Annotated in this window: 23 protein-coding genes and 1 pseudogene; 22 read left to right on the top strand and 2 right to left on the bottom strand. The window is 42.7% G+C overall.

The window, feature by feature from the left end; translation table 11 throughout:
- Positions 1-119: 119 nt before the first annotated feature.
- The 3 genes from dnaG to Q0191_RS04495 all read left to right on the top strand — a co-directional run bounded on the left by dnaG (position 120) and on the right by Q0191_RS04495 (position 3,465).
- Positions 120-1,889, top strand: a complete 1,770-nt coding sequence (gene dnaG, locus Q0191_RS04505) for a DNA primase (protein ID WP_297664255.1) — start codon at positions 120-122, stop codon at positions 1,887-1,889.
- Between the two features lie 2 nt (positions 1,890-1,891).
- A complete protein-coding gene (rpoD, locus tag Q0191_RS04500; protein WP_002895944.1) occupies positions 1,892-3,004 on the top strand; it encodes an RNA polymerase sigma factor RpoD in 1,113 nt (370 codons plus the stop codon).
- Positions 3,005-3,126: 122 nt separating this feature from the next.
- Positions 3,127-3,465: a metal-sulfur cluster assembly factor gene (locus tag Q0191_RS04495; RefSeq protein ID WP_125381817.1), complete on the top strand. Its 339-nt coding sequence runs from the start codon at positions 3,127-3,129 to the stop codon at positions 3,463-3,465.
- Positions 3,466-3,548: 83 nt separating this feature from the next.
- Here Q0191_RS04495 and birA read toward each other — a convergent pair whose 3' ends face one another.
- Positions 3,549-4,484, bottom strand: coding sequence for a bifunctional biotin--[acetyl-CoA-carboxylase] ligase/biotin operon repressor BirA (gene birA, locus Q0191_RS04490; protein ID WP_297664198.1), 936 nt, complete (start codon positions 4,482-4,484; stop codon positions 3,549-3,551).
- Positions 4,485-4,498: 14 nt separating this feature from the next.
- Positions 4,499-5,500, bottom strand: a complete 1,002-nt coding sequence (locus Q0191_RS04485; protein ID WP_297664197.1) for a LacI family DNA-binding transcriptional regulator — start codon at positions 5,498-5,500, stop codon at positions 4,499-4,501.
- 199 nt (positions 5,501-5,699) lie between these two features.
- Between Q0191_RS04485 and Q0191_RS04480 the strand changes: the two genes are divergently transcribed.
- The 19 genes and pseudogenes from Q0191_RS04480 to Q0191_RS04390 all read left to right on the top strand — a co-directional run.
- A complete protein-coding gene (locus tag Q0191_RS04480; RefSeq protein WP_297664195.1) occupies positions 5,700-6,878 on the top strand; it encodes a galactokinase in 1,179 nt (392 codons plus the stop codon).
- Between the two features lie 219 nt (positions 6,879-7,097).
- Complete coding sequence (galT, locus tag Q0191_RS04475) at positions 7,098-8,579, top strand: UDP-glucose--hexose-1-phosphate uridylyltransferase (RefSeq protein ID WP_297664193.1); 1,482 nt, start codon at positions 7,098-7,100, stop codon at positions 8,577-8,579.
- 76 nt (positions 8,580-8,655) lie between these two features.
- Positions 8,656-9,657, top strand: a complete 1,002-nt coding sequence (gene galE, locus Q0191_RS04470; protein ID WP_297664191.1) for a UDP-glucose 4-epimerase GalE — start codon at positions 8,656-8,658, stop codon at positions 9,655-9,657.
- 133 nt (positions 9,658-9,790) lie between these two features.
- Positions 9,791-10,714: a bifunctional riboflavin kinase/FAD synthetase gene (locus tag Q0191_RS04465; protein ID WP_297664253.1), complete on the top strand. Its 924-nt coding sequence runs from the start codon at positions 9,791-9,793 to the stop codon at positions 10,712-10,714.
- 119 nt (positions 10,715-10,833) lie between these two features.
- Positions 10,834-11,232, top strand: coding sequence for a Spx/MgsR family RNA polymerase-binding regulatory protein (locus tag Q0191_RS04460; RefSeq protein WP_005590248.1), 399 nt, complete (start codon positions 10,834-10,836; stop codon positions 11,230-11,232).
- A gap of 3 nt (positions 11,233-11,235) precedes the next feature.
- Complete coding sequence (locus tag Q0191_RS04455; RefSeq protein WP_297664190.1) at positions 11,236-11,514, top strand: UPF0223 family protein; 279 nt, start codon at positions 11,236-11,238, stop codon at positions 11,512-11,514.
- Positions 11,504-12,274 carry an inositol monophosphatase family protein gene (locus Q0191_RS04450; RefSeq protein WP_297664188.1) on the top strand — a complete coding sequence of 257 codons (771 nt, stop codon included), beginning with the start codon at positions 11,504-11,506 and terminating at the stop codon, positions 12,272-12,274. The genes Q0191_RS04455 and Q0191_RS04450 overlap by 11 nt, the downstream gene beginning before the upstream one ends.
- A gap of 1 nt (position 12,275) precedes the next feature.
- On the top strand, positions 12,276-13,589 hold the full coding sequence (locus tag Q0191_RS04445) for an RsmF rRNA methyltransferase first C-terminal domain-containing protein (protein ID WP_297664187.1): 1,314 nt from the start codon (positions 12,276-12,278) through the stop codon (positions 13,587-13,589).
- Positions 13,590-13,686: 97 nt separating this feature from the next.
- Positions 13,687-14,571 carry a phosphate ABC transporter substrate-binding protein PstS family protein gene (locus tag Q0191_RS04440; protein WP_297664185.1) on the top strand — a complete coding sequence of 295 codons (885 nt, stop codon included), beginning with the start codon at positions 13,687-13,689 and terminating at the stop codon, positions 14,569-14,571.
- Complete coding sequence (pstC, locus tag Q0191_RS04435; RefSeq protein WP_297664183.1) at positions 14,568-15,485, top strand: phosphate ABC transporter permease subunit PstC; 918 nt, start codon at positions 14,568-14,570, stop codon at positions 15,483-15,485. Before Q0191_RS04440 ends, pstC begins: the two co-directional genes overlap by 4 nt.
- Positions 15,475-16,359, top strand: coding sequence for a phosphate ABC transporter permease PstA (gene pstA, locus Q0191_RS04430; RefSeq protein ID WP_297664181.1), 885 nt, complete (start codon positions 15,475-15,477; stop codon positions 16,357-16,359). The genes pstC and pstA overlap by 11 nt, the downstream gene beginning before the upstream one ends.
- A 10-nt stretch (positions 16,360-16,369) precedes the next feature.
- A complete protein-coding gene (pstB, locus tag Q0191_RS04425; RefSeq protein WP_297664179.1) occupies positions 16,370-17,173 on the top strand; it encodes a phosphate ABC transporter ATP-binding protein PstB in 804 nt (267 codons plus the stop codon).
- A 27-nt stretch (positions 17,174-17,200) separates the two neighbouring features.
- Positions 17,201-17,959, top strand: coding sequence for a phosphate ABC transporter ATP-binding protein PstB (gene pstB / locus Q0191_RS04420; protein WP_045497249.1), 759 nt, complete (start codon positions 17,201-17,203; stop codon positions 17,957-17,959).
- 11 nt (positions 17,960-17,970) lie between these two features.
- Positions 17,971-18,624 (top strand): phosphate signaling complex protein PhoU, encoded by a 654-nt coding sequence (gene phoU / locus Q0191_RS04415; RefSeq protein WP_297664251.1) that lies wholly within the window; start codon positions 17,971-17,973, stop codon positions 18,622-18,624.
- A gap of 321 nt (positions 18,625-18,945) precedes the next feature.
- Entirely contained in the window at positions 18,946-19,515 is a 570-nt protein-coding gene (locus Q0191_RS04410) for a hypothetical protein (protein WP_297664176.1), read from the top strand.
- Positions 19,516-19,647: 132 nt separating this feature from the next.
- On the top strand, positions 19,648-20,241 hold the full coding sequence (locus Q0191_RS04405; RefSeq protein ID WP_297664174.1) for a hypothetical protein: 594 nt from the start codon (positions 19,648-19,650) through the stop codon (positions 20,239-20,241).
- Positions 20,242-20,400: 159 nt separating this feature from the next.
- A complete protein-coding gene (locus Q0191_RS04400) occupies positions 20,401-20,994 on the top strand; it encodes a hypothetical protein (RefSeq protein WP_297664172.1) in 594 nt (197 codons plus the stop codon).
- 170 nt (positions 20,995-21,164) lie between these two features.
- Positions 21,165-21,758, top strand: a complete 594-nt coding sequence (locus tag Q0191_RS04395) for a hypothetical protein (protein ID WP_297664170.1) — start codon at positions 21,165-21,167, stop codon at positions 21,756-21,758.
- 172 nt (positions 21,759-21,930) lie between these two features.
- Positions 21,931-22,111: pseudogene (locus Q0191_RS04390) on the top strand (hypothetical protein); the annotation flags it as partial.

Below are 22,111 nucleotides of genomic sequence, written 5' to 3'. Positions count from 1 at the left end.
AAAGTAGCAATTATTTCAAGTCATTTGCCTATCAAATGTTTTACATTTGCGGCAAATTATTATAAAATATAGAGTGATATTCTGTGATAAATTGGAGGTATTGTCTATTGGATAAAGAAATGATTTCTGAAATAAAAAATAGTGTCAATATCGTCGATGTCATAGGAGAAACAGTGGCCTTGACCAAGGCTGGGAGAAATTTTCTGGGACTTTGTCCCTTTCATGGCGAAAAGACGCCCTCTTTCAATGTTGTAGAGGACAAGCAGTTCTATCACTGCTTTGGATGTGGCAAGTCGGGGGATGTTTTCAAGTTTATTGAGGACTACCGAGGCGTATCCTTTATGGATGCTGTGCAGATTGTCGCAGACAGAGCGGGCATTTCATTAGGTATGGAGAGAGCTAGCGCAGATCGACCGAGACAGGATCATCCGCATCAGGCGCTCTATGATATTCATACAGAAGCAGCGAAGTTTTATCATGCGGTTCTGATGACGACCAAGATAGGAGAAGAAGCGCGCGCTTATCTCTATCAGCGTGGGCTGACGGATGAAGTCATTAAGCATTTTCAAATCGGGCTGGCTCCCAATGAAGGCAACTATCTTCATAAGAGTATGGCTGGTAAGTTTGATGAGTCCACTATCATGAACTCGGGTCTTTTTAATTTGGCAGAGAATAATCTTGTCTACGATGCTTTTCAGAACCGGATTATGTTTCCTTTGACCAATGACAAGGGTCAGGTTGTCGCCTTTTCTGGTCGGATCTGGCAAGATTCGGAGGCTGGTTCGCAGACTGCTAAGTATAAGAATAGTCGCAGCACCCCTATTTTTAATAAAAGCTATGAGCTTTATCATCTGGATAAGGCCAAGCCGGTGATTAAAAAGAGCCATGAGGTCTATCTGATGGAGGGCTTCATGGATGTGATTGCGGCCTATCGGGCTGGAGTTGAAAATGCAGTCGCATCTATGGGAACAGCTCTGACACCTGAGCATGTCCAGCATTTGCGTAAGTATTGCAAGAAGATCATTCTGACTTATGATGGAGACAGGGCTGGTCAGGCTGCGACAGCCAAGGCTTTAGAGGAGCTGCGAGATATGTCGGTAGAGATTGTATCCTTTCCCGACAATATGGATCCCGATGAGTTTATTGCAAAAAATTCTGCCGAGGAATTGCGACAATTTCTGACCAAAACGCGAATTAGTGATGTAGAGTTCCTTTTGCGTTATCTCAAGCCGGATAATATTGAAAATTTGCAGGCTCAGATTGAATTTGTAGAGCGAATGGCGCCTATTATTGCTCAGACGCAGTCTATTACAGCTCAGAATTCCTATATTTATATGTTGGCTGAGTTACTGCCAGATTTTGATTACCAGCAGGTAGAGAATACGGTTAACAATAGTCGTTTGATTGAGAGAAGTAGTCGAAGCGGGCAGCAGTCGGAATCTCTAAGAAGACCTGTACTGGTAGATCTTCCGCTTTCTAAACAGCTATCACGGTTGATAAAGGCAGAAATCCATATCCTTTATCGGATGGTACATAATCCGCTGGTTTTAAATAGCTACCGGCTTCGTACAGATTTTGCCTTTGATACGGCGGAACTGCAGGAGCTATACGAGCTTTTACTGGCCAATGGTGAAGTGACTTCGCAGGATTTATCTAGCTTACCAGAAAGAGTCCAGCAACTTTGGTATCGGATGTTGGAGGAAGATTTGCCAGAGGAGATGGAAGACGGAGAGTTAGCAGAAGTTGAGCTGACTAGGGAACGCGAATTGCTTCGTAAGAATAATCAGCTGATTAGCAAAAAGGTTCGAGAAGCTTTGCATACTGGAGATGAGAATGCCGCTATATTAGAAGTGGAGCGCTTAATCGCACAAAAAAGAAGAATGGAGTAGGTATGGCTACAAAACAAAAAGAAGTAACAACATTAGACGTTCAAATTGCAGAATTCATCCGCAACCATAAGCAGACAGGTGTAGCGACAGATGATGAAATCAATGACCAACTGGTCATTCCTTTCACGTTGGACGCTGATGGGATTGAGGATTTGCTGCAACGCATTCAGGATGCAGGTATCTCGATTACAGATAAGGAAGGAAATCCCAGCGCGCGCGTCTTGAATACTGAAGAGGAAGAAGCGGAGCTGACAGATGAAGAGCTCTTGGGCAGCAATTCAGCCAAGGTCAATGACCCAGTCCGCATGTACCTGAAAGAAATCGGGGTTGTGCCCCTTCTCAGTAATGAAGAAGAGCAGGAGTTGGCTATCTTGGTAGAACAGGGAGACTTGGAAGCCAAGCAGCGTCTGGCTGAGGCCAATCTTCGTCTGGTTGTTTCTATTGCTAAGCGTTATGTCGGCCGTGGGATGCAGTTCCTTGACTTGATTCAAGAAGGAAATATGGGGTTGATGAAGGCTGTTGATAAGTTTGACTACACCAAAGGATTTAAGTTTTCAACTTATGCGACTTGGTGGATTCGTCAGGCCATTACCCGTGCAATTGCTGATCAAGCTCGGACTATTCGGATTCCAGTTCACATGGTGGAAACCATTAACAAGCTAGTCCGCGAGCAACGCAATCTCTTGCAGGAATTAGGTCAAGATCCAACACCAGAGCAAATCGCTGAGCGCATGGATATGACACCAGATAAGGTTCGTGAGATTCTCAAGATTGCTCAGGAGCCGGTTTCTCTGGAGACGCCAATCGGTGAGGAAGATGATAGTCATCTGGGAGACTTTATCGAGGACGAAGTGATTGAAAATCCAGTTGACTACACAACTCGTGTCGTCCTTCGTGAGCAGTTGGATGAAGTCCTAGATACGCTGACAGACCGCGAGGAAAATGTCTTGCGTCTGCGCTTTGGTCTGGACGATGGAAAAATGCGGACACTAGAGGATGTCGGCAAGGTCTTCAATGTCACCCGTGAGCGGATTCGCCAGATTGAAGCAAAAGCCCTGCGTAAACTCCGCCATCCAAGCCGCAGCAAACCACTCAGAGACTTTATCGAAGATTAAGAAATGAAGAGCAGCGAGGAGCAGAAATCTTTCAGCAGGAAGCGTCAAGACTGAAAACCTAGCTGAAAACAAAGCCCCTCAAGTTAACTTGAATTTTTGTCATATCTATAAGGAGGATATGCATGTCAGAAAAAAAATATAGCCCTGAAGAGGTTGAAAAGATTAAAACGCGGATTTTAGAGAGCTTGGAGCAAGTCATTGACCCAGAGCTGGGGATTGATATTGTCAATCTCGGCTTGATTTATGAGATCCGTTTTGACGAGACCAATGGGGAAACGGAAATCGATATGACCTTGACCACTATGGGATGCCCTCTGGCGGATCTTCTGACTGACCAGATTTATGATGCCATGTCAGATGTTCCAGAGGTTACTAAGACAGAAGTCAAATTGGTTTGGTATCCCGCTTGGACAGTAGAAAAGATGAGTCGTTATGCTCGAATCGCTTTGGGGATTAAATAGCGGCATCATACTGGAAGAAAGACTATACAGAAAAGCACTTGAAATGGAACATCAAGTGCTTTTTGAATGCAATTTTGTACAAACTACCAGCTAGTCAGTGAAATTTCCCCGCTGTTGAGCCAGATATTTTGGCCGTTCTCCAACTGGACTAGAAGTTGACCACTGTCCGAGATATCGCTAGCAATTCCCTTATAGGTTTGATTATTTTGCTGGAAGCTCACTTGGCGACCGAGGACTAGGGAGTGCTTTTTGTAAAGATAGAGCAGGTCTTGGGGATCGCTTTCGTAGAAACATCTCCAGATTTCAGCAATCAGCTCATTTCTGCTTATAGGAGCTCGCTCTGTAAAGAGTGAGCCAGCCTTAGATTGCAATTCTTCTGGAAAATCATGAACGCAAAAATTAAAACCGACCCCGATAATAATGTCTGTGACTAAGCCTGTCTCGACTGAAGTAGTAGCCTCGGTTAAAATACCTGCGATTTTTTTATCCTTGTAGTAAATATCGTTGACCCACTTGATATCTATGTCTATGAAGGTTAGATTTTTTACAGCCTGATAGATGGCTCCAGCTGTCAGGAGAGTATAAGCAGGGATTTGATCAAAAGACAGGTTGGGCTTGAGATGGAGGGACATATAAAAGCCGCCCTGTTTTGGAGAGAAAAAATCTCGGCCGAAGCGACCGCGACCAGCGGATTGAGCAGCAGCTAGATAGAGGGTATTGGCTTCGTTGCCCGCTTCCAGACCTGCTTTGGCATCTATCTGAGTAGATTGGCAGTTGGGGTTGAAGGAAACCTTGATAGGTGCCTTTTTTTCAATGATTTTTGGGATTAGTAAATCCCCTGCTTTGAGCTTATAGCCACGGTTTTTTACGGAATCAATCTTGATTCCTTCTTTTTCCAAGCGCTGAATGGCCTTCCAAATGGATGTCCTGGAAATGCCTAATGTCTGAGCCAAACTTTCTCCGTTGGCATAATCGTCAGCTTGGTTGAGAATGGTAAATAATTTTTCGTAGGTTTTCATTCGTTCTTTCTCTGTTAAATACTGCTTTCTCGAATGGTCAGCTTGGTAGAAAGTTTGACCATATAGGGAATGGAATCCTCTTCGGATGTTAAACTTTGATTCAGAATGTGCAGAGCCTGCTTGCCCATTTCTTCTGTAAAAACGGTGACCGTACTGAGACTGGGATAGATGTACTTAGCAATAGAGGTATCATTAAATGAAATGATGCTGACATCTTGAGGAACATGAATTTCGTGTTCTTGCAGAGCCCGCAAAGCACCGATAGCCAAAGCATCGCTGGAGATGAAGAAGGCGGATGGCAGCTTGTCCTTGTGCTCGCTAAGGAGCTCTGTCATCATCTGATAGCCTGATTCCGAAGAAAAGCTGCCTACCTTAACCAAGTCAGCTTGAAAGATTCCTTTTTCAGACAGATACTGCTGAAAGCTGGCTAGGCGAGGGTCGCTGATGAGCCTAGCCTGGTCAGAGGTTCTTTCTTGCCCAGCAATCATGCCAATCTGGTCAAAACCAGCATTTATGAAGTGCTCAAGTACCTTCCTTACAGCATTCTCAAAATCAACCGTCACACAGCTGTGGTCTGCATTAAGCGTATCACTATCGACAAAAACTAAGTGGTTGCTGTACTGCTCCAGCTGTTGAATTTGAGCTGGGCTGAATTTACCGATGGCAATCAATCCATTAATGTCTTTCAATATCTCAAGAGAATCGTTTTGAAAAACTCTGAGAATCTCATAACCCAATTCTTGAGCTTTTTTTTCAATGCCCAAGCGAATAGAGTAGTAGTAGAGGTCATCGAGTTCTTCCTGTTCGGTGTACCATTCGATGAGTCCGATACGGTAGGCTTGAGTCCTGTTTGGCTTAGTTTTTCTTGATTTTTTATAGTTTAGCTGCTCAGCAATGTCAAAAATCTTTTTTCGAGTGCCATCACTTACTGACATGGCTGGGTCGTAATTGAGTACGCGGGAAACTGTAGCGGGAGAGACCCCAGCAGCTTGGGCAATATCCTTAATCGTAGCCATTTTTTACTCCTATTTTTCTTATATGGGCTATTATACCTCAAAAACAAGTAAATAACAAAGAGGAATTTAGTAAATATTACTCAATTGCTTTATTAGGTAAAAATTTACTAAATTAATTGAAGTTTTACTCGAAAATAGTTATAATAAAGATAAGAAAACGATTACAATATCGATCATTCATTTTAAAGGAGTTTAGTTTATGTCAAATGTACTTTCAGCGGAGCAAATCCGTTCAGATTTTGCTAAAGTTTTTGGAGTAGAAGCGGATCACACATTCTTTTCACCTGGTCGGATCAATCTGATTGGTGAGCATACGGACTATAACGGCGGCCATGTCTTTCCTGCAGCAATTTCTCTAGGAACTTATGGAGCGGCTCGCAAGCGGGACGATCAGCTCTTGCGATTCTTCTCAGGGAATTTTGAAGAAAAAGGGATTATTGAAGTGCCACTGGAAAACCTGCACTTTGAGCCTGAGCATAACTGGACCAACTATCTGAAAGGAGTTTTGTACTTTCTACAGGAGGCAGACCATACGATTGACCAAGGAATGGATATCTATGTTTATGGAAATATTCCCAATGGATCGGGCTTGTCTTCTTCTGCATCTCTAGAGCTTTTGACAGGTGTCATTGCTGAGAAACTCTTTGATTTGCGGTTGGAACGTTTGGACCTAGTGAAAATCGGTAAATTAACTGAGAATGAGTTTATCGGGGTTAATTCTGGCATTATGGACCAGTTTGCTATCGGAATGGGAGCTGACCAGCGGGCTATTTACTTAGATACAAATACTCTTGAATATGATTTGGTGCCGCTTGATCTCAAGGACAATGTCGTAGTGATTATGAATACCAATAAGCGTCGTGAGTTGGCGGACTCTAAGTACAATGAGCGCCGTGCTGAGTGTGAAAAAGCTGTTGAAGAGCTCAATCGCAAGCTGTCTATCGCAACCTTGGGTGAGTTGGGCGAGTGGGACTTTGATGAGTATAGCTATTTGATAGAGGACGAGAACCGACTCAAACGAGCTCGCCATGCAGTTTTAGAAAATCAACGCACTTTGCAAGCGAGGGTAGCTTTGCAAGCAGGCGATCTGAGCAAGTTTGGCCGTCTCATGAATGCCTCCCATGTTTCATTGGAGCATGACTATGAAGTGACCGGCCTAGAGCTGGACACCTTGGTTCACACAGCCTGGGAGCAAGAAGGTGTTCTGGGGGCTCGTATGACTGGGGCTGGCTTCGGTGGCTGTGCTATTGCTTTAGTGCGTAAGGATGCTGTGGATGCTTTTAAGGAAAAGGTCGGCTCTAAGTATCAAGAAGTCGTTGGCTATGCTCCTAGCTTTTACATTGCAGAAGTAGCTGGCGGAAGCCGGGTGCTGGACTAAATCACAGAAAAGGAACTTGGGTCTGGGACAAAAGTCCTAGTCTCTCAATTATCTTTGGATCGTCGAGCAAGACGCAGTGGTTGAGTGGGCTCTACTACGCCGATTTCATCAGCTCTTACAGCCCTACTCAACTGTGCGGAGGTGGGACGACGAAATCGAATTCTAACGAATTACCGATTTCTGTCCCACTCTCTTTACTAGCAAAAGAAAGGAAGAACTATGCCCAAGAAGTTACTGGATGCTTTTGTATCAGCAGTGATTGACAATAGCACTTTTGAGGAAATGGACGCCATTTATCTAAGCAATCGTGTCATGGCTCTGGTTGGAGAGACAGTGGCAGAACAGGAGACGAAGGGTGAGCAGCTAATTGACCTGAAGGATAACTTGGTAGCTGCGGCTGTCAAGAATGGGAAGATTGGTGATACTCTGGCTGAGCAGGATATACTGGGAGCTGAGCTCATGAACTTGATTACACCTGCCCCTAGCCAGCTCAATCAGGACTTCTGGACGACCTATGCTTCCAATCCCGAGCAAGCTGTGGCTGATTTTTACCAGCTTAGTCAAAAGAATGACTACATCAAGGTCAAGGCTATTGCTAGAAATATTGCTTTCAAAGCACCGACTGCCTATGGAGATTTGGAAATCACCATTAATCTCTCTAAGCCAGAAAAGGATCCCAAGGAAATTGCGGCAGCTAAAAAGGCTAAGAACAGCCATTATCCAGCCTGCCAGCTCTGCATGGAAAATGAAGGCTACCAAGGCCGCTTGAATCACCCTGCCCGCGCTAACCATCGGATTATTCGATTCGATTTGGCCGGACAGGAATGGGGCTTCCAGTATTCGCCCTATGCCTACTTTAATGAGCATTGCATCTTTCTGCACAGCCAGCACCTTCCTATGGCTATCAGCCGGCTGACCTTTGAGCGCCTGCTGGACATCGTCGAGACTTTTCCAGGCTATTTCGCAGGTTCTAACGCCGACCTACCTATTGTCGGTGGCTCCATCCTGACCCACGACCACTATCAGGGCGGACGTCATACCTTCCCTATGGAAATAGCAGAGCTGGATTGCAGCTTTACTTTTAGCGGATTTGAAGAGGTGGAGGCAGGTATTGTCAAATGGCCTATGTCCGTCATTCGTATGAAATCTGAGAAGAAGGAACAGTTGATTAAGTTGGCTGGCAAGATTTTGCAAGCTTGGCGGACTTATTCTGATCCCAGTGTGCAGGTGTTGGCAGAGTCTGAGGGTGAACCGCATCATACCATCACACCGATTGCCCGCAGGAAAGATGGATCTTTTGAGCTAGACTTGGTCTTGCGGGACAATCAAACTTCCTCAGAACATCCGGACGGCATTTACCACCCTCATAGAGATGTTCAGCATATTAAGAAAGAAAATATCGGCCTGATTGAGGTTATGGGGCTGGCTATTCTGCCGCCTCGGCTCAAGGAAGAGCTCAAGCAGGTGGAGCTGTTTCTGCTGGGAGAAGACTGTCAGGTTGCTGCCTATCATCAGGAGTGGGCCAATCAACTCAAAAACCAGCATCCGAAAGTTACCGCTGAAACGGTGGAAGGAGTAGTTCAGGCATCGGTTGGACAAATTTTTAGCCGTGTGCTGGAAGACGCGGGAGTTTACAAGCGAACAGAGGAGGGGCAAGAAGCTTTCATGCGCTTTGTCCAATCTGTTGGTTTGGAAGAATAATTGCAGCAAGAGTTTTCATTCGTCCTTATTTTTGATAAAATAGTTAAATAAAAATCAAGACAAGAAAGTGAGAGACATGGCAATTTTAGTATTAGGTGGAGCTGGCTATATCGGCTCGCACATGGTAGATCGTCTGGTAGCAGCAGGCAAGGAAGAGGTGGTCGTCGTTGATAATTTGGTGACTGGTCATCGGGCAGCAGTTCATCCTCAGGCAGCCTTTTATGAGGGGGATTTGGCGGATAAGGACTTTATGCGTGGCGTTTTTGACAAACATCCATCCATCGATGCAGTCATTCACTTCGCTGCTTTTTCACTGGTGGCAGAGTCTATGGTGGACCCGCTCAAGTATTTTGACAATAACACAGCTGGCATGGTTTCTCTCTTGGAAGTCATGCAGGAATGCGGCGTTAAGAACATTGTCTTTTCTTCGACAGCGGCGACTTATGGCATTCCTGAAGAAGTGCCGATTCTGGAAACGACCCCGCAAAAGCCGATCAATCCTTATGGTGAGAGCAAGCTTATGATGGAGACTATTATGCGTTGGGCAGACCAGGCCTATGGCATCAAGTTTGTAGCCCTGCGTTATTTCAATGTGGCCGGTGCCAAACCTGACGGTTCAATCGGTGAGGACCACGGACCTGAAACCCATCTCTTGCCAATTATACTTCAGGTGGCTCAGGGCAAACGCGAGAAGATTGCTGTCTTTGGCGATGATTACGATACTCCGGACGGGACCAATGTCCGCGATTATGTCCATCCTTTCGACTTGGCTGACGCTCATATTTTGGCTGTTGAGCATCTGCGTGCTGGTCAACCTTCGGATGCCTTTAACCTTGGCTCCTCGACTGGCTTTTCTAACCTGCAGATTGTAGAAGCAGCCCGCAAGGTGACTGGACATCCTATTCCTTTGGAAATAGCAGAGCGGCGCCCAGGGGATCCGGATACGCTGATTGCTTCCTCTGAGAAAGCAAGAAATGTTCTGGGCTGGCAGCCGAAATTTGACAATATCGAAACCATTATCGAAACCGCTTGGAAATGGCATTCCAGTCATCCAAACGGCTATGATGATCGTCAGTAACCAGTGTAGTTTCAAATATTTACAGAGACACTTTGTTAAAGATAGCAAGGTGTTTTCTTGGGGCAATAGAAGTTCTTTTCATGGGATTTAATTTGTTGTAAAAAAAGCGGATACATAGTAAAATAGAAAAATGATGAAAATAAGACGAATAAATAATGAATTAGAGATAAAGCAGGAAGAAGATACAGTCTTGGTGCTAGGATATTTTGACGGCCTGCATAAGGGACATCAGACACTTTTTAAGGAAGCAAGGAAAATCGCAGAAGAGCAAGGACTGAAGATTGCTGTACTGACCTTTCCTGAGTCACCCAAATTGGCCTTTGTCCGCTATCAGCCAGAGTTGATGTTGCATTTGAATCATCCAGAGGAACGAGCTGCTCACTTAGAAAATTTAGGTGTGGACTACCTTTACTTGATTGACTTTACTAGCCATTTTTCTAAAAATACAGCCCAAGAATTTTTTGATAAGTACGTTGCTGCACTTAAAGCGAAGGCAGTTGTGGCAGGTTTTGATTACCATTTTGGGTCTGACAAGAGAAAGGCAGAGGAGCTTGCAGACTATTTCGATGGTCAGATTGTCATCGTCTCATCAGTTAATCAAGATGAGGAAAAGATTTCTTCTACTCGGATTAGAGAGACTATTCAAAACGGTGATGTTGCCAAGGCGCATCAGCTACTAGGCTATCCTCTCTCTACTCGTGGCATTGTGGTTCATGGCAATGCTAGAGGGCGTACCATTGGCTATCCAACGGCCAATCTAGCACCATTGGATCGCGTGATTTTGCCAGCAGATGGCGTCTATGTGGTAGATGTTGAGCACAATGGTAAGATTTATCGAGGTATGGCTAGCGTTGGCAAAAATGTGACCTTTGAAGGAGATGAGCTTCGTTTTGAGGCCAATCTATTTGACTTTGCGGAGGAAATCTATGGCGATACGATCAGGATTATCTGGCTGGATAAGATTCGTGATATGGTTAAATTTGATGGTATTGAAGAACTGGTTGCTCAATTAAAGAGTGATGAAGAAGTGGCAAGAAATTGGGAATGTTCGGAATAAATATCAGTTCTTGATATTTTTCTTAGTATTTCAAGCTGATTCTTAAAAATATCTAGTCAAGAGAGATAAAATTTAGTATAATAGAGTTAGTTACTATATAAAAATAAGAAGAGAACAGCATGATTACATTATTTTTATCGCCTAGCTGCACTTCCTGTCGCAAGGCGCGTGCTTGGTTGATTGGTCATGAAGTTCCATTTACGGAGCATAATATCATGACGAGCCCTCTGTCTGCTCCAGAATTGCAACATATTCTTTCATTGACAGAAAATGGCACTGATGACATCATCTCAACCCGCTCAAAAATTTTTCAAAAACTAGATTTAGACGTAGAGGATTTATCGATTTCAACGCTCATTAAGCTGATTGAGGAAAATCCTAGTCTTTTGCGTCGCCCAATTATCCTTGATGGTAAACGAATGCAGATCGGCTTCAATGAAGATGAAATCCGTGCTTTCTTGCCTAGAGGCTATCGGAAAGAAGAACTCAGAGCCGCAACCATGCGTGCTGATATTTAAAATATGGAAAAAAATTATAGTTACCCACTAGACTTATCGTGGAGCACTGAAGAGCTTGCTTCAGTGCTTTCTTTTTTTAATGACGTAGAGCAAGCCTATGAACAGAAGATTCAAGCGGAGAAACTGCTCCAGTCTTATGCAGTCTTCAAGAAAGTTGTTCCCAGTAAGGGAGAAGAGAAGCGACTCGGTCGTGAGTTTGAAATGGTCAGTGGCTATTCTTTTTATCGGGCTGTTCAGGAGGCAAAAAGAAAAGGGAAAGGAATGATTTCTCTTGGAAAATAAATTTCATTTTGCGAAAGAAATAGTTTATCAGGCAGGCGCTTTTTTAAGGGAGCATCTCTATGATGACCTGGATGTCCTACAAAAGAGCAGTCCGACTGACTTGGTGACTCAAATGGATCGGATCATCCAGGATGACTTGGTCGGGAAAATTTTAACTCAGTATCCGAACGACGCGATTTTGGCCGAGGAAAATGACCTGCGACACGACATCGCGGATGGCAATGTATGGGTGATTGATCCCATTGATGGTACCAATAATTTCATTACCCAGCAGGCTGATTTTGCTATTATGTTGGCTTATTTCGAAAATGGGCAGGGCAAGTTCGGTTTGATCTACGATGTGACAAGGGACCAGCTTTTTCATGGAGGCGGGGCTTTTGATGTTTACTGCAATGACAGAAAGTTGGCTACTTTTATCGATAAGCCCTTGCAGCAATATTTGATTGCTTCAAATGCCTGTATGTTAGAGCATAATCACTGGGGACTGGCTGACTTATCTCGTGCTTGCCTAGGCGTGCGTGTCTATGGCAGCGCTGGGATTAGTTTTGGCAAGGCTCTGGCGGGTGGTTTGGCGGCCTATTTCTCTTATAATTGGCCTTGGGACTACGCAGCTGCCTATGTGATGGCTGACAAACTGGGCTTTGTCATTCAGACCCTAGATGGCAATCAGCCGAATTTTCAGACTCAGGAGCCGATTATGATTGCGCCGAAGTGCAAGTTGGACGAATTACAAGAGTATTTACGAAAGGGAAAAGGCTAGTATGGACTTTCCAGTAGGTTTTAAGGAAAAGTATAGGGAGCTCTTGGGTCAGGAAGCAGAGGCTTTTTTTGCGACTTTTGATCAAGAGCCTATTTCAGCCTTTCGAAGCAATCCTTTAAAAGAAACTCAGAAAGAATTTGCGGCTGCTATCCCAAACACAGATTGGGGCTATTATGGAAAAGTGTCAGGTAAGTCGGTGGAACACGTCACGGGGCTGGTTTATTCTCAGGAGCCAGCTGCGCAAATGGTTGCCCAGGTTGCAGCACCACAAAAGGGAATGAAAGTTTTGGACTTAGCGGCTGCACCAGGCGGAAAATCTACCCAGTTACTCTCTTATCTGGAAAACACAGGTTTGCTGGTTTCTAACGAAATCAATGCCAAACGAAGTAAAATCTTGGTAGAAAACATTGAGCGGTTTGGAGCGCGAAATGTCCTTGTCACCAACGAATCTGCCGATAGATTAGCTAAGGTTTATCAGGGCTATTTTGACCTCATTGTTCTGGATGCTCCTTGCTCTGGCGAAGGGATGTTTCGCAAACAGCCAGATGCTACCCAATATTGGAGTCTGGAATATCCGGCTCAGTGTGCGCGTCTCCAGCGAGAAATTTTAGCGGACGCTATCAAGATGTTAGCAACGGGCGGGCAGCTGGTCTATTCGACCTGCACCTGGGCACCTGAAGAAAATGAAGAAATTGTCGCTTGGCTTTTAGAGAATTTTCCTTTGGAATTGCTTGAAATACCAAAAGTCAATGGCATGGTGGCAGGGATTGATTTTCCAGAAACAGCTCGTATGTATCCCCACCATTTCAAAGGAGAAGGACAATTTGTAGCGAAATTTCGTTTTACAGGAAGTCAGTCTGCTAAAAAAATCAAGGCTGCCAAAAATAAATTGACAGCTGAGCAAAGAAAACTCTGGCAAGATTTCCAGAAAAAGCATCTAAAAATTGAGCTAGAAGGACATTTAGATATCTTTGGCAACAATCTGTATCTGCTGCCAGCCGGATTGCCAGACATATCCAAGCTGAAAATCGCTCGCAATGGCCTGCATCTGGGTGAATTTAAGAAAAATCGCTTTGAACCGAGCTTTGCCTTAGGTTTGGCCTTGAGACCTAGTGAAGTCGTCTCAGTCCTTGAGATTGACGATGAGGCCTTTAGCAAATATGTAGCAGGCGAGACGGTTCAACTCTCTCAAAACTATCCAAATGGCTGGTATCAAGTGCTTGCCCAAGGCAATGGTCTGGGCTTTGCAAAAATTACTGGAAATACCTTGAAAAATTATTTCCCAAAGGGGCTTCGCTTTCGTTCAAAAGACTAGGCAAAGCCCTCTTTCTATGTTATAGTGGATATAGTGGGATTTTCAGTTTCTTTCAAATAGACATTCCACTATCATTCTCAAGATTTCGAGGAGAAAAATGGTGAAGAAAAAATATAAGCTGATTTTGTCAGCGGTTCTAGTGCTATTTGCAGTCAGCCTATCAGCCTGTTCCAGCTGGATTGACCGAGGGGAGTCCATGACTGCCGTTGGTTCGACAGCTCTTCAGCCGCTTGTTGAAGCAGCCGCGGATGAGTTTGGTTCAGCCAATATTGGAAAAACAGTCAATGTTCAAGGTGGCGGATCAGGTACTGGCTTGTCTCAAGTTCAGTCTGGTGCAGTTGAAATTGGTAACTCAGATGTCTTTGCTGAGGAAAAAGAAGGGATTGATGCTTCAGCCCTTGTTGACCACAAGGTAGCAGTCGCTGGAATTGCCGTGATTGTCAATAAAGAAGTGTCTGTCGATAATTTAACGGCGGAGCAACTGCAGAAGATTTTTACTGGTGAAGTGACCAACTGGAAGCAGCTGGGTGGGAAAAACCTAGAGATTTCCATCATCAACCGTGCGGCAAGTTCTGGTTCTCGAGCTACGTTTGACAGTGTCATCATGAATGGTAAATCAGCTGTTCAAAGTCAGGAGCAGGATTCAAATGGGATGGTTAAGTCCATTGTTTCTCAAACACCGGGAGCCATTTCTTATCTGGCCTTTGCTTATGTGGATGATTCTGTCAAGATTTTGAAGCTCAATGGCTACGAGCCAACGGCCAAAAATGTTGCGACCAATGCTTGGCCCCTCTGGTCTTATGAGCATATGTATACATTGGGCAAGCCGACTGGTCTGGCAGCAGAGTTTCTGGACTACATGCTGTCAGATGAAGTTCAGGATGGAATCGTCTCAGGAATGGGCTATATTTCCATCAAGGAAATGCAGGTCAGCAAGGACTCTGATGGAAATGTTACGAGCTTAAAAGGAGATAGCAAATGAGAAATGAAGAATTAGCAAAGAAATTACTATCCCCTTCGAAAAACTCTCGTCTGGAAAAATTTGGTAAATATATTACCTTTGCCTGCCTGTCTTTAATCGTATTGATTGTAGCCATGATTTTAATCTTCGTAGCACAAAAAGGGCTGTCGACCTTCTTTGTCAACGGAGTCAATGTGTTTGAATTTTTGTTTGGCTCCACTTGGAATCCGTCAGGTAAGGAATTCGGTGCTCTGCCCATGATCTTGGGGTCTTTCATTGTTACGATTTTGTCAGCATTGATTGCAACGCCATTTGCTATTGGAGCAGCCGTCTTTATGACTGAAGTGTCGCCTAAAGGGGCCAAGATTCTTCAGCCTGCGATTGAGCTCTTGGTTGGAATTCCGTCTGTTGTGTACGGATTTATCGGCTTGCAGGTTGTGGTTCCTTTTGTTCGGACTGTTTTTGGCGGTACCGGATTTGGGATTTTGTCTGGAATTTTCGTACTCTTTGTTATGATTTTGCCGACTGTTACCTTTATGACAACAGACAGTCTTCGTGCTGTGCCGCGTCATTATCGTGAAGCAAGTCTGGCTATGGGGGCTACGCGCTGGCAGACTATTTGGCGGGTAACGCTCAAGGCTGCTCGTTCCGGTATCTTTACAGCTGTGGTTTTTGGAATGGCGCGTGCCTTTGGTGAAGCCTTGGCTATCCAGATGGTTGTCGGGAACTCTGCGGTGATTCCAACCTCTTTGACAACACCTGCGGCGACGCTGACTTCCGTTTTAACCATGGGAATCGGGAATACCATTATGGGAACAGTGGATAATAACGTTCTCTGGTCTCTGGCTCTGGTGCTCTTGATGATGAGCTTAGCCTTTAACAGTACCATTAAACTGATTACAAAAGAAAGAGGTAAGAAAAACTATGCACGCTAAGAAATTAGATAAATTGGCGACTGGTGTTCTCTACACGATAGCTGGTATCATTGTTGCTATCCTTGCCTCCCTGATTCTTTATATCCTGGTAAGAGGATTGCCACATATTTCTTGGTCTTTCCTGACTGGAAAATCTTCTTCTTATCAAGCTGGCGGGGGTATTGGGATTCAGCTCTACAATTCCTTCTTCCTGCTGGTGATTACTCTGATTATCTCTGTTCCCCTTTCGATGGGAGCGGGAGTCTATCTGGCTGAGTACGCTAAAAAAGGTCCAGTGACTAATTTTGTCCGTACCTGTATTGAAATCCTGTCCTCTCTTCCATCCGTGGTAGTCGGACTCTTTGGTTATTTGATTTTCGTTGTGCAGTTTGAGTATGGCTTTTCTATCATCTCAGGTGCTCTGGCGCTGACTGTCTTCAATCTGCCTCAGATGACTCGGAATGTCGAGGATAGCTTACGTCACGTTCACCATACACAGCGTGAAGCTGGTTTGGCCTTGGGAATTTCCCGCTGGGAAACAGTCCTACATGTGGTCATTCCTGAAGCTCTGCCAGGGATTGTGACAGGAATTGTTCTTGCTTCTGGTCGGATTTTCGGTGAAGCAGCTGCCTTGATCTATACTGCGGGTCAATCTGCGCCAGCTCTGGATTGGTCTAACTGGAATATTTTCAGCATTACCAGCCCGATTTCGATTTTCCGGCAGGCGGAGACGCTGGCTGTCCATATCTGGAAGGTCAATAGTGAAGGAACCATTCCTGATGGAACTGTCGTGTCAGCAGGATCAGCAGCAGTGCTTCTGATTTTCATCTTGATTTTCAATTTTGGAGCCCGTAAACTCGGTGCCTACTTGCATAAGAAATTAACCTCTGCATAAAGGAGAAGCAATGACAGAATATAATTGGAGTGAAAAACATATCATTACTTTTCCTGAAGAAAAGGTAGCCCTTTCGACCAAGGATTTGCATGTTTACTATGGTAAAAAAGAATCCATCAAGGGTATTGATATGCAATTTGAAAAGAATAAAATCACAGCTCTTATCGGTCCCTCTGGCTCAGGGAAATCTACCTATCTCCGCAGTCTTAATCGTATGAATGACACGATTGATATTGCCAAGGTAACAGGGCAAATTCTTTACCAAGGAATAGACGTCAATCGGTCTGATATCAACGTTTACGAAATGCGTAAGCACATCGGCATGGTCTTTCAACGGCCCAATCCATTTGCCAAGTCTATCTACCGCAACATTACTTTTGCTCACGAACGTGCAGGTGTAAAAGATAAAAAGATCTTGGATGAGCTTGTTGAAACTTCGCTCAAGCAAGCCGCGCTTTGGGACCAAGTCAAGGACGATCTTCATAAATCAGCCTTGACCTTGTCAGGCGGCCAGCAGCAACGGCTCTGTATTGCCCGAGCTATCTCGGTCAAGCCAGATATCTTGCTTATGGACGAGCCAGCTTCTGCGCTGGATCCAATTGCGACCATGCAGCTGGAAGAGACCATGTTTGAGCTCAAAAAGGACTATACGATCATCATCGTGACTCACAATATGCAGCAGGCTGCCCGTGCCAGTGACTACACCGGCTTCTTTTATCTGGGGGATTTGATTGAGTACGACAAGACTGCCAATATTTTCCAAAATGCCAAACTGCAGTCGACCAATGACTATGTTTCTGGTCATTTTGGTTAAAGGTGAAGAAACTAAAGGAATGAACTTATGACAGAACCTATTTTGCAAGTCAAGGACTTGTCGGTTTATTATAATAAAAAGAAAGCACTTAATAGTGTCTCCTTGGACTTTATGCCTAATGAAATCACTGCCTTGATTGGGCCATCAGGTTCAGGGAAATCTACCTTGCTCAAGGCTATCAACCGTATGGGTGATTTGAATCCAGAAGTAACAACGACAGGCACGGTCATCTATAACGGACACAATATCTACAGTCCTCGGACAGATACGGTGGAGTTGCGCAAGGAAATTGGTATGGTTTTCCAGCAGCCTAATCCCTTCCCAATGACCATTTATGAAAATGTTGTTTATGGACTGCGCATTAACGGTGTCAAGGATAAACAGGTTTTAGATGAAGCGGTAGAGCGTTCCTTGATTGGGGCTTCTATTTGGGACGAAGTGAAAGACCGTTTACATGATTCGGCTATCGGCCTCTCTGGTGGTCAACAGCAGCGGATTTGTGTAGCGCGCGTTTTGGCTACCAGCCCGAAAATTATCCTCTTGGATGAGCCAACATCGGCGTTAGATCCAATCTCTGCTGGTAAGATTGAGGAAACTCTCTACGGTCTCAAAGACACCTATACCATGCTTTTGGTGACGCGCTCCATGCAGCAGGCTTCACGGCTGTCGGATAAAACGGGCTTCTTCTTGGGCGGCGATTTGATGGAGTTTAATGATACTAAGGAGATGTTCCTCAACCCACAAAACAAGGAAACAGAAGATTATATTACAGGAAAATTTGGATAAGGAGTTGAATGATGTTACGATCTCAATTTGAAGAAGATTTGGAGAAATTGCACAATCAGTTTTACGCAATGGGACAAGAAGTGCTCTCACAAATCAACCGCACCGTGCGTGCCTTTGTCACGCATGACCGTGACTTGGCAAAGGAAGTCATCGAAGATGATGCAGAAGTAAATGAATATGAAGTGAAATTGGAAAAGAAATCATTTGAAATGATTGCTCTCCAACAACCTGTTTCTCAAGACCTTCGTACAGTCTTGACCGTTCTGAAGGCTGTTTCAGACTTAGAGCGTATGGGAGACCATGCAGTATCCATTGCAAAAGCAGCTATTCGTATGAAGGGTGAACAGCGTATTCCAACTGTCGAGGACGAAATTAAAAAGATGGGTCGCGATGTGAAAAATTTCGTTGAAGCTGCCCTTGATCTCTACCTGAATGGTTCTGTAGATCAAGCCTATGAAGTAGCAGCCATGGATGAAAAAATCAACCATTATTTTGATAGCATTCGTGACCTGGCAACGGAAGAAATCAAGAAAAATCCTGAAGCCATCGTTACAGGCCGTGATTACTTCCAGGTTATTTCTTTCTTGGAACGTATCGGCGATTATGCCAAAAACATCTGCGAATGGGTCGTTTACTTTGAAACGGGTAAAATTGTTGAATTATAATATATGTTAAAGAGACAGGCTAAGCTTGTCTTTTTGTTTTGAGGAGGAGAAAAGGTGAGATGAGACGAATTGGGATTTCAAAGGGCTAAAAACCTAAAATAAACCAGTGCATTTTACCTAGATGATTGAGGAAGCCACCTTTACTTAAAACGATAGAAAAAGACGATAGGGGACAATGCTAAAAATTATGCTACAATGTAGGAAAGTGATAGCTGAAAGCCTTGTTTTATAGAATACTGTAATGGAGGTATAATCATGAGAAAAAAGGTTATTGTCGTTCTGGTAATTTTGTTCGTTCTAGTTTCAGGAGGGGGATACTGTATGACAAAATGGATTGAATATCAAAACTCACCGTATAATGTTAGTGACGTTTTAGACGATAAAGAAGTAAAACTTTACAAACGCGGATTTCGTTTGTTGGAAGAACAGTTGTCAACTTATATCAAAGAGCACTATTCAGGAGTCAGTAAAATAGAGTTTTCGCCAATTTTTGTTCAAGGTGGGGATGGACAGACAATGTTTGGTGCTAGTATAATCGCAGCTATAACTGATTCAAATGGAAATAAAACTTATTTAGGGAAAAAAATAGGAGACACTACCTATGCTGCCTATGGTGATTCGTGGGATTTGCTTCTAGGATTTGATGGAGCGACTGGTGAAGAAGCCATTGACCTGAGGATTGATGAAAATACAACAGTAGAAGTGTCTAATCATAAACATTTGCCTGAATTCGCTAAATTGTCTTCCCTTCCCAAATTAGATAAGAATATTGAGGTGCTTATCCAGAACGGTCAGTTGAAAGGTGTAAAGAAGAGTGAAAGTGGTAGTCCAAAAGCAAAGATAGAGTATAACATTGAAATCAGAAGAGGGTACTACTCAGAATGGGAATGATCCTTGATTAAATGGGGAGGTTTCTGTTTATGGATAATATGGCAGAAATACTCGGCAAAAAATACAATATTGTAATATACTATAAACAGAAAAAATGGATTCGTTTTCATATAGATGTAAGGAGGTATACTTGTGAAAAAAAAGATTATTACGGGTTTAATAATTCTATTCGTTGTAATTTCGGGAGGTATCTATATGTATAACAAATTAACAAAGCCCAACCTTAGCTCCAAAACCACCAAGCTCTATCAGCGAGGCTTTCGACTCTTAGAAGAACAAATTAGCACTTATATTAAGGATAAATATTCAGGTATTGAAAAAATTGAATTTTCTCCAATTTATGTGACTGGAGATGAGGATTCTTCTATGTTGAATGCCTATGTACGTCCGACAATTTATGATAAATATGGGAATAAGGCTACTTTGGGTACGCAAATAAAAAAATATGTCCCAAATAGTTTTGGGATTGAAGCAGATTTTGTTCTTGATTTTGACTGGGATGGTAATGAAGTCATTGAGTTGTTAGATTCAGAAGATAATAGTATTGATGTTTCAAATGCTAAAGAACTCCCTAAAGAAGCTAGATTAACAGATGCAAAAAGTATAGATATAAATATTCAAATGTTAGTAGAAGATGGTCAGTTAAAAGATGTTGTCAAGGATGAAAAAGGAAGCCCGGAAGCTGAAATCATTTACAATGTTAAGCTAAGTAAAGAGGAAGGATGATATTACATTAACTCATTAAGGAATGAAACTTTTATCGATGTAACAGAGTATTTTTAGCGGAAGTGATAAAAAATTTTATATTACAAAGGCGAGACACTATGATATACTGTTAGAAAAACATGTGAGCATTTTTACGGATCGGTGTAAGGAGGTATATTAGTGAAAAAAAAGATTATTATTGTTTTAACAATTCTATTCGTTGTAATATCAGGAGGAATCTATATGTACAATAAACTTACAAAACCGAACTTTGGCCCGAAAACAACCAAACTCTATCAGCGAGGCTTTCGATTTTTAGAGGAACAAATTGGAACCTATATCAAAGAACACTATAAAGGTATTGAGAAGATTGAATTTTCTCCAATTTATGTTACGGGGGATGACGGATCTTCTATGCTGAATGCTTATGTACGTCCGACAATTTATGATAAATACGGGCATAAAGCGACGTTGGGAGTACCAGTAAAAAAATTTATTCCATTAAGTTATGGTCTAAGTTCAGATATTATTCTTGATTTTGACGGGAGTGGTGACGAAGTTATTGAGTTAATGGATTCGGAAGACAGACTAGTAGATGTTTCAAAAGTAAAGCATTTACCTAATGAAGCAAAGCTCACGAAGGCTAGAAGTACAGATGAAAATATTTCTTTATTGGTTCAAGACGGTCAGTTAAAAGATGTTGTGAAAGATGAAAAAGGAAGCCCAGAAGCTCAGATTATTTACAATGTTAAGCTAAGTAAAGAGGAAGATTGATGTGGCGTGAATTAATCAAGAAATATATTCATTTTTTTAGATGGTTGAGAACAAAGTTTTGCAAGAACAATGAAAAAATTTTATATGACAATATAAATGTATTATGCTTTTCTATTAGAAAAGAACTTTGAAACCGCTCTCTTAAAAATCATTATAATGGAGGTAGTCTTGTGAAAAAAAAGATTATTATTGCTTTAACAATTCTATTCGTTGTAATTTCGGGAGGCATCTATATGTATAACAAATTAACAAAACCCAACCTTAGCCCCAAAACCACCAAGCTCTATCAGCGAGGTTTTCGACTCTTAGAAGAACAATATGGAACCTATTTCAAAGAACACTATAAAGGTATTGAGAAGATTGAATTTTCTCCGATTTATATTGAAGGGGATAATGGTGGTTCTATGCTAAATGCCTATGTACGTCCGACGATTTATGATAAATATGGGAATAAAGCAACATTAGGAACAACAATAAAGAACTACACACCTAGTAGCTATGGTTTGGTTACTCATATATTTCTTGATTTTGATGGTTCAGGAAATAATGTTATAGAATTAATGGACTCAGAAGGTAATGACATTGATGTTTCAAATGCAAAACATTTGCCAGACGAAGCAAAGCTCACGAAGGCTAGAAGTACAGATGAAAATATTTCTTTATTGGTTGAAGACAGTCAGTTAAAGGATGTTGTTAAGGATGAAAAAGGAAGCCCAGAAGCTGAAATCATTTACAATGTTAAGCTAAGCAAAGAGGAAGGATGATGTGGCGTGAACTAAGCGACAAAGACAACTATTTTCTTAGGTAGTTGAGGATAGAAGTTTGCCAAAGATAATGAAAAATATTTTATATGACAATACTAAGGTATTATGCTTTTCTATTAGAAAAGAACTTTGAAACCGCTCTCTTAAAAATCATTATAATGGAGTTAGTCTTGTGAAAAAAAAGATTATTATTGCTTTAACAATTCTATTCGTTGTAATATCAGGAGGAATCTATATGTACAACAAATTAACAAAACCTAACCTTAGCCCCAAAACAGCCAAACTCTATCAGCATGGCTTTCGACTTCTGGAAGAGCAACTAGGAACTTATATAAAAGAGCATTACTCAGGGG

This window comes from uncultured Streptococcus sp., assembly GCF_938036805.1.
GTDB lineage: Bacteria > Bacillota > Bacilli > Lactobacillales > Streptococcaceae > Streptococcus.
Note: the sequence above shows the minus strand (reverse complement) of the source record. Positions and strands in the feature narration are given on the sequence as shown.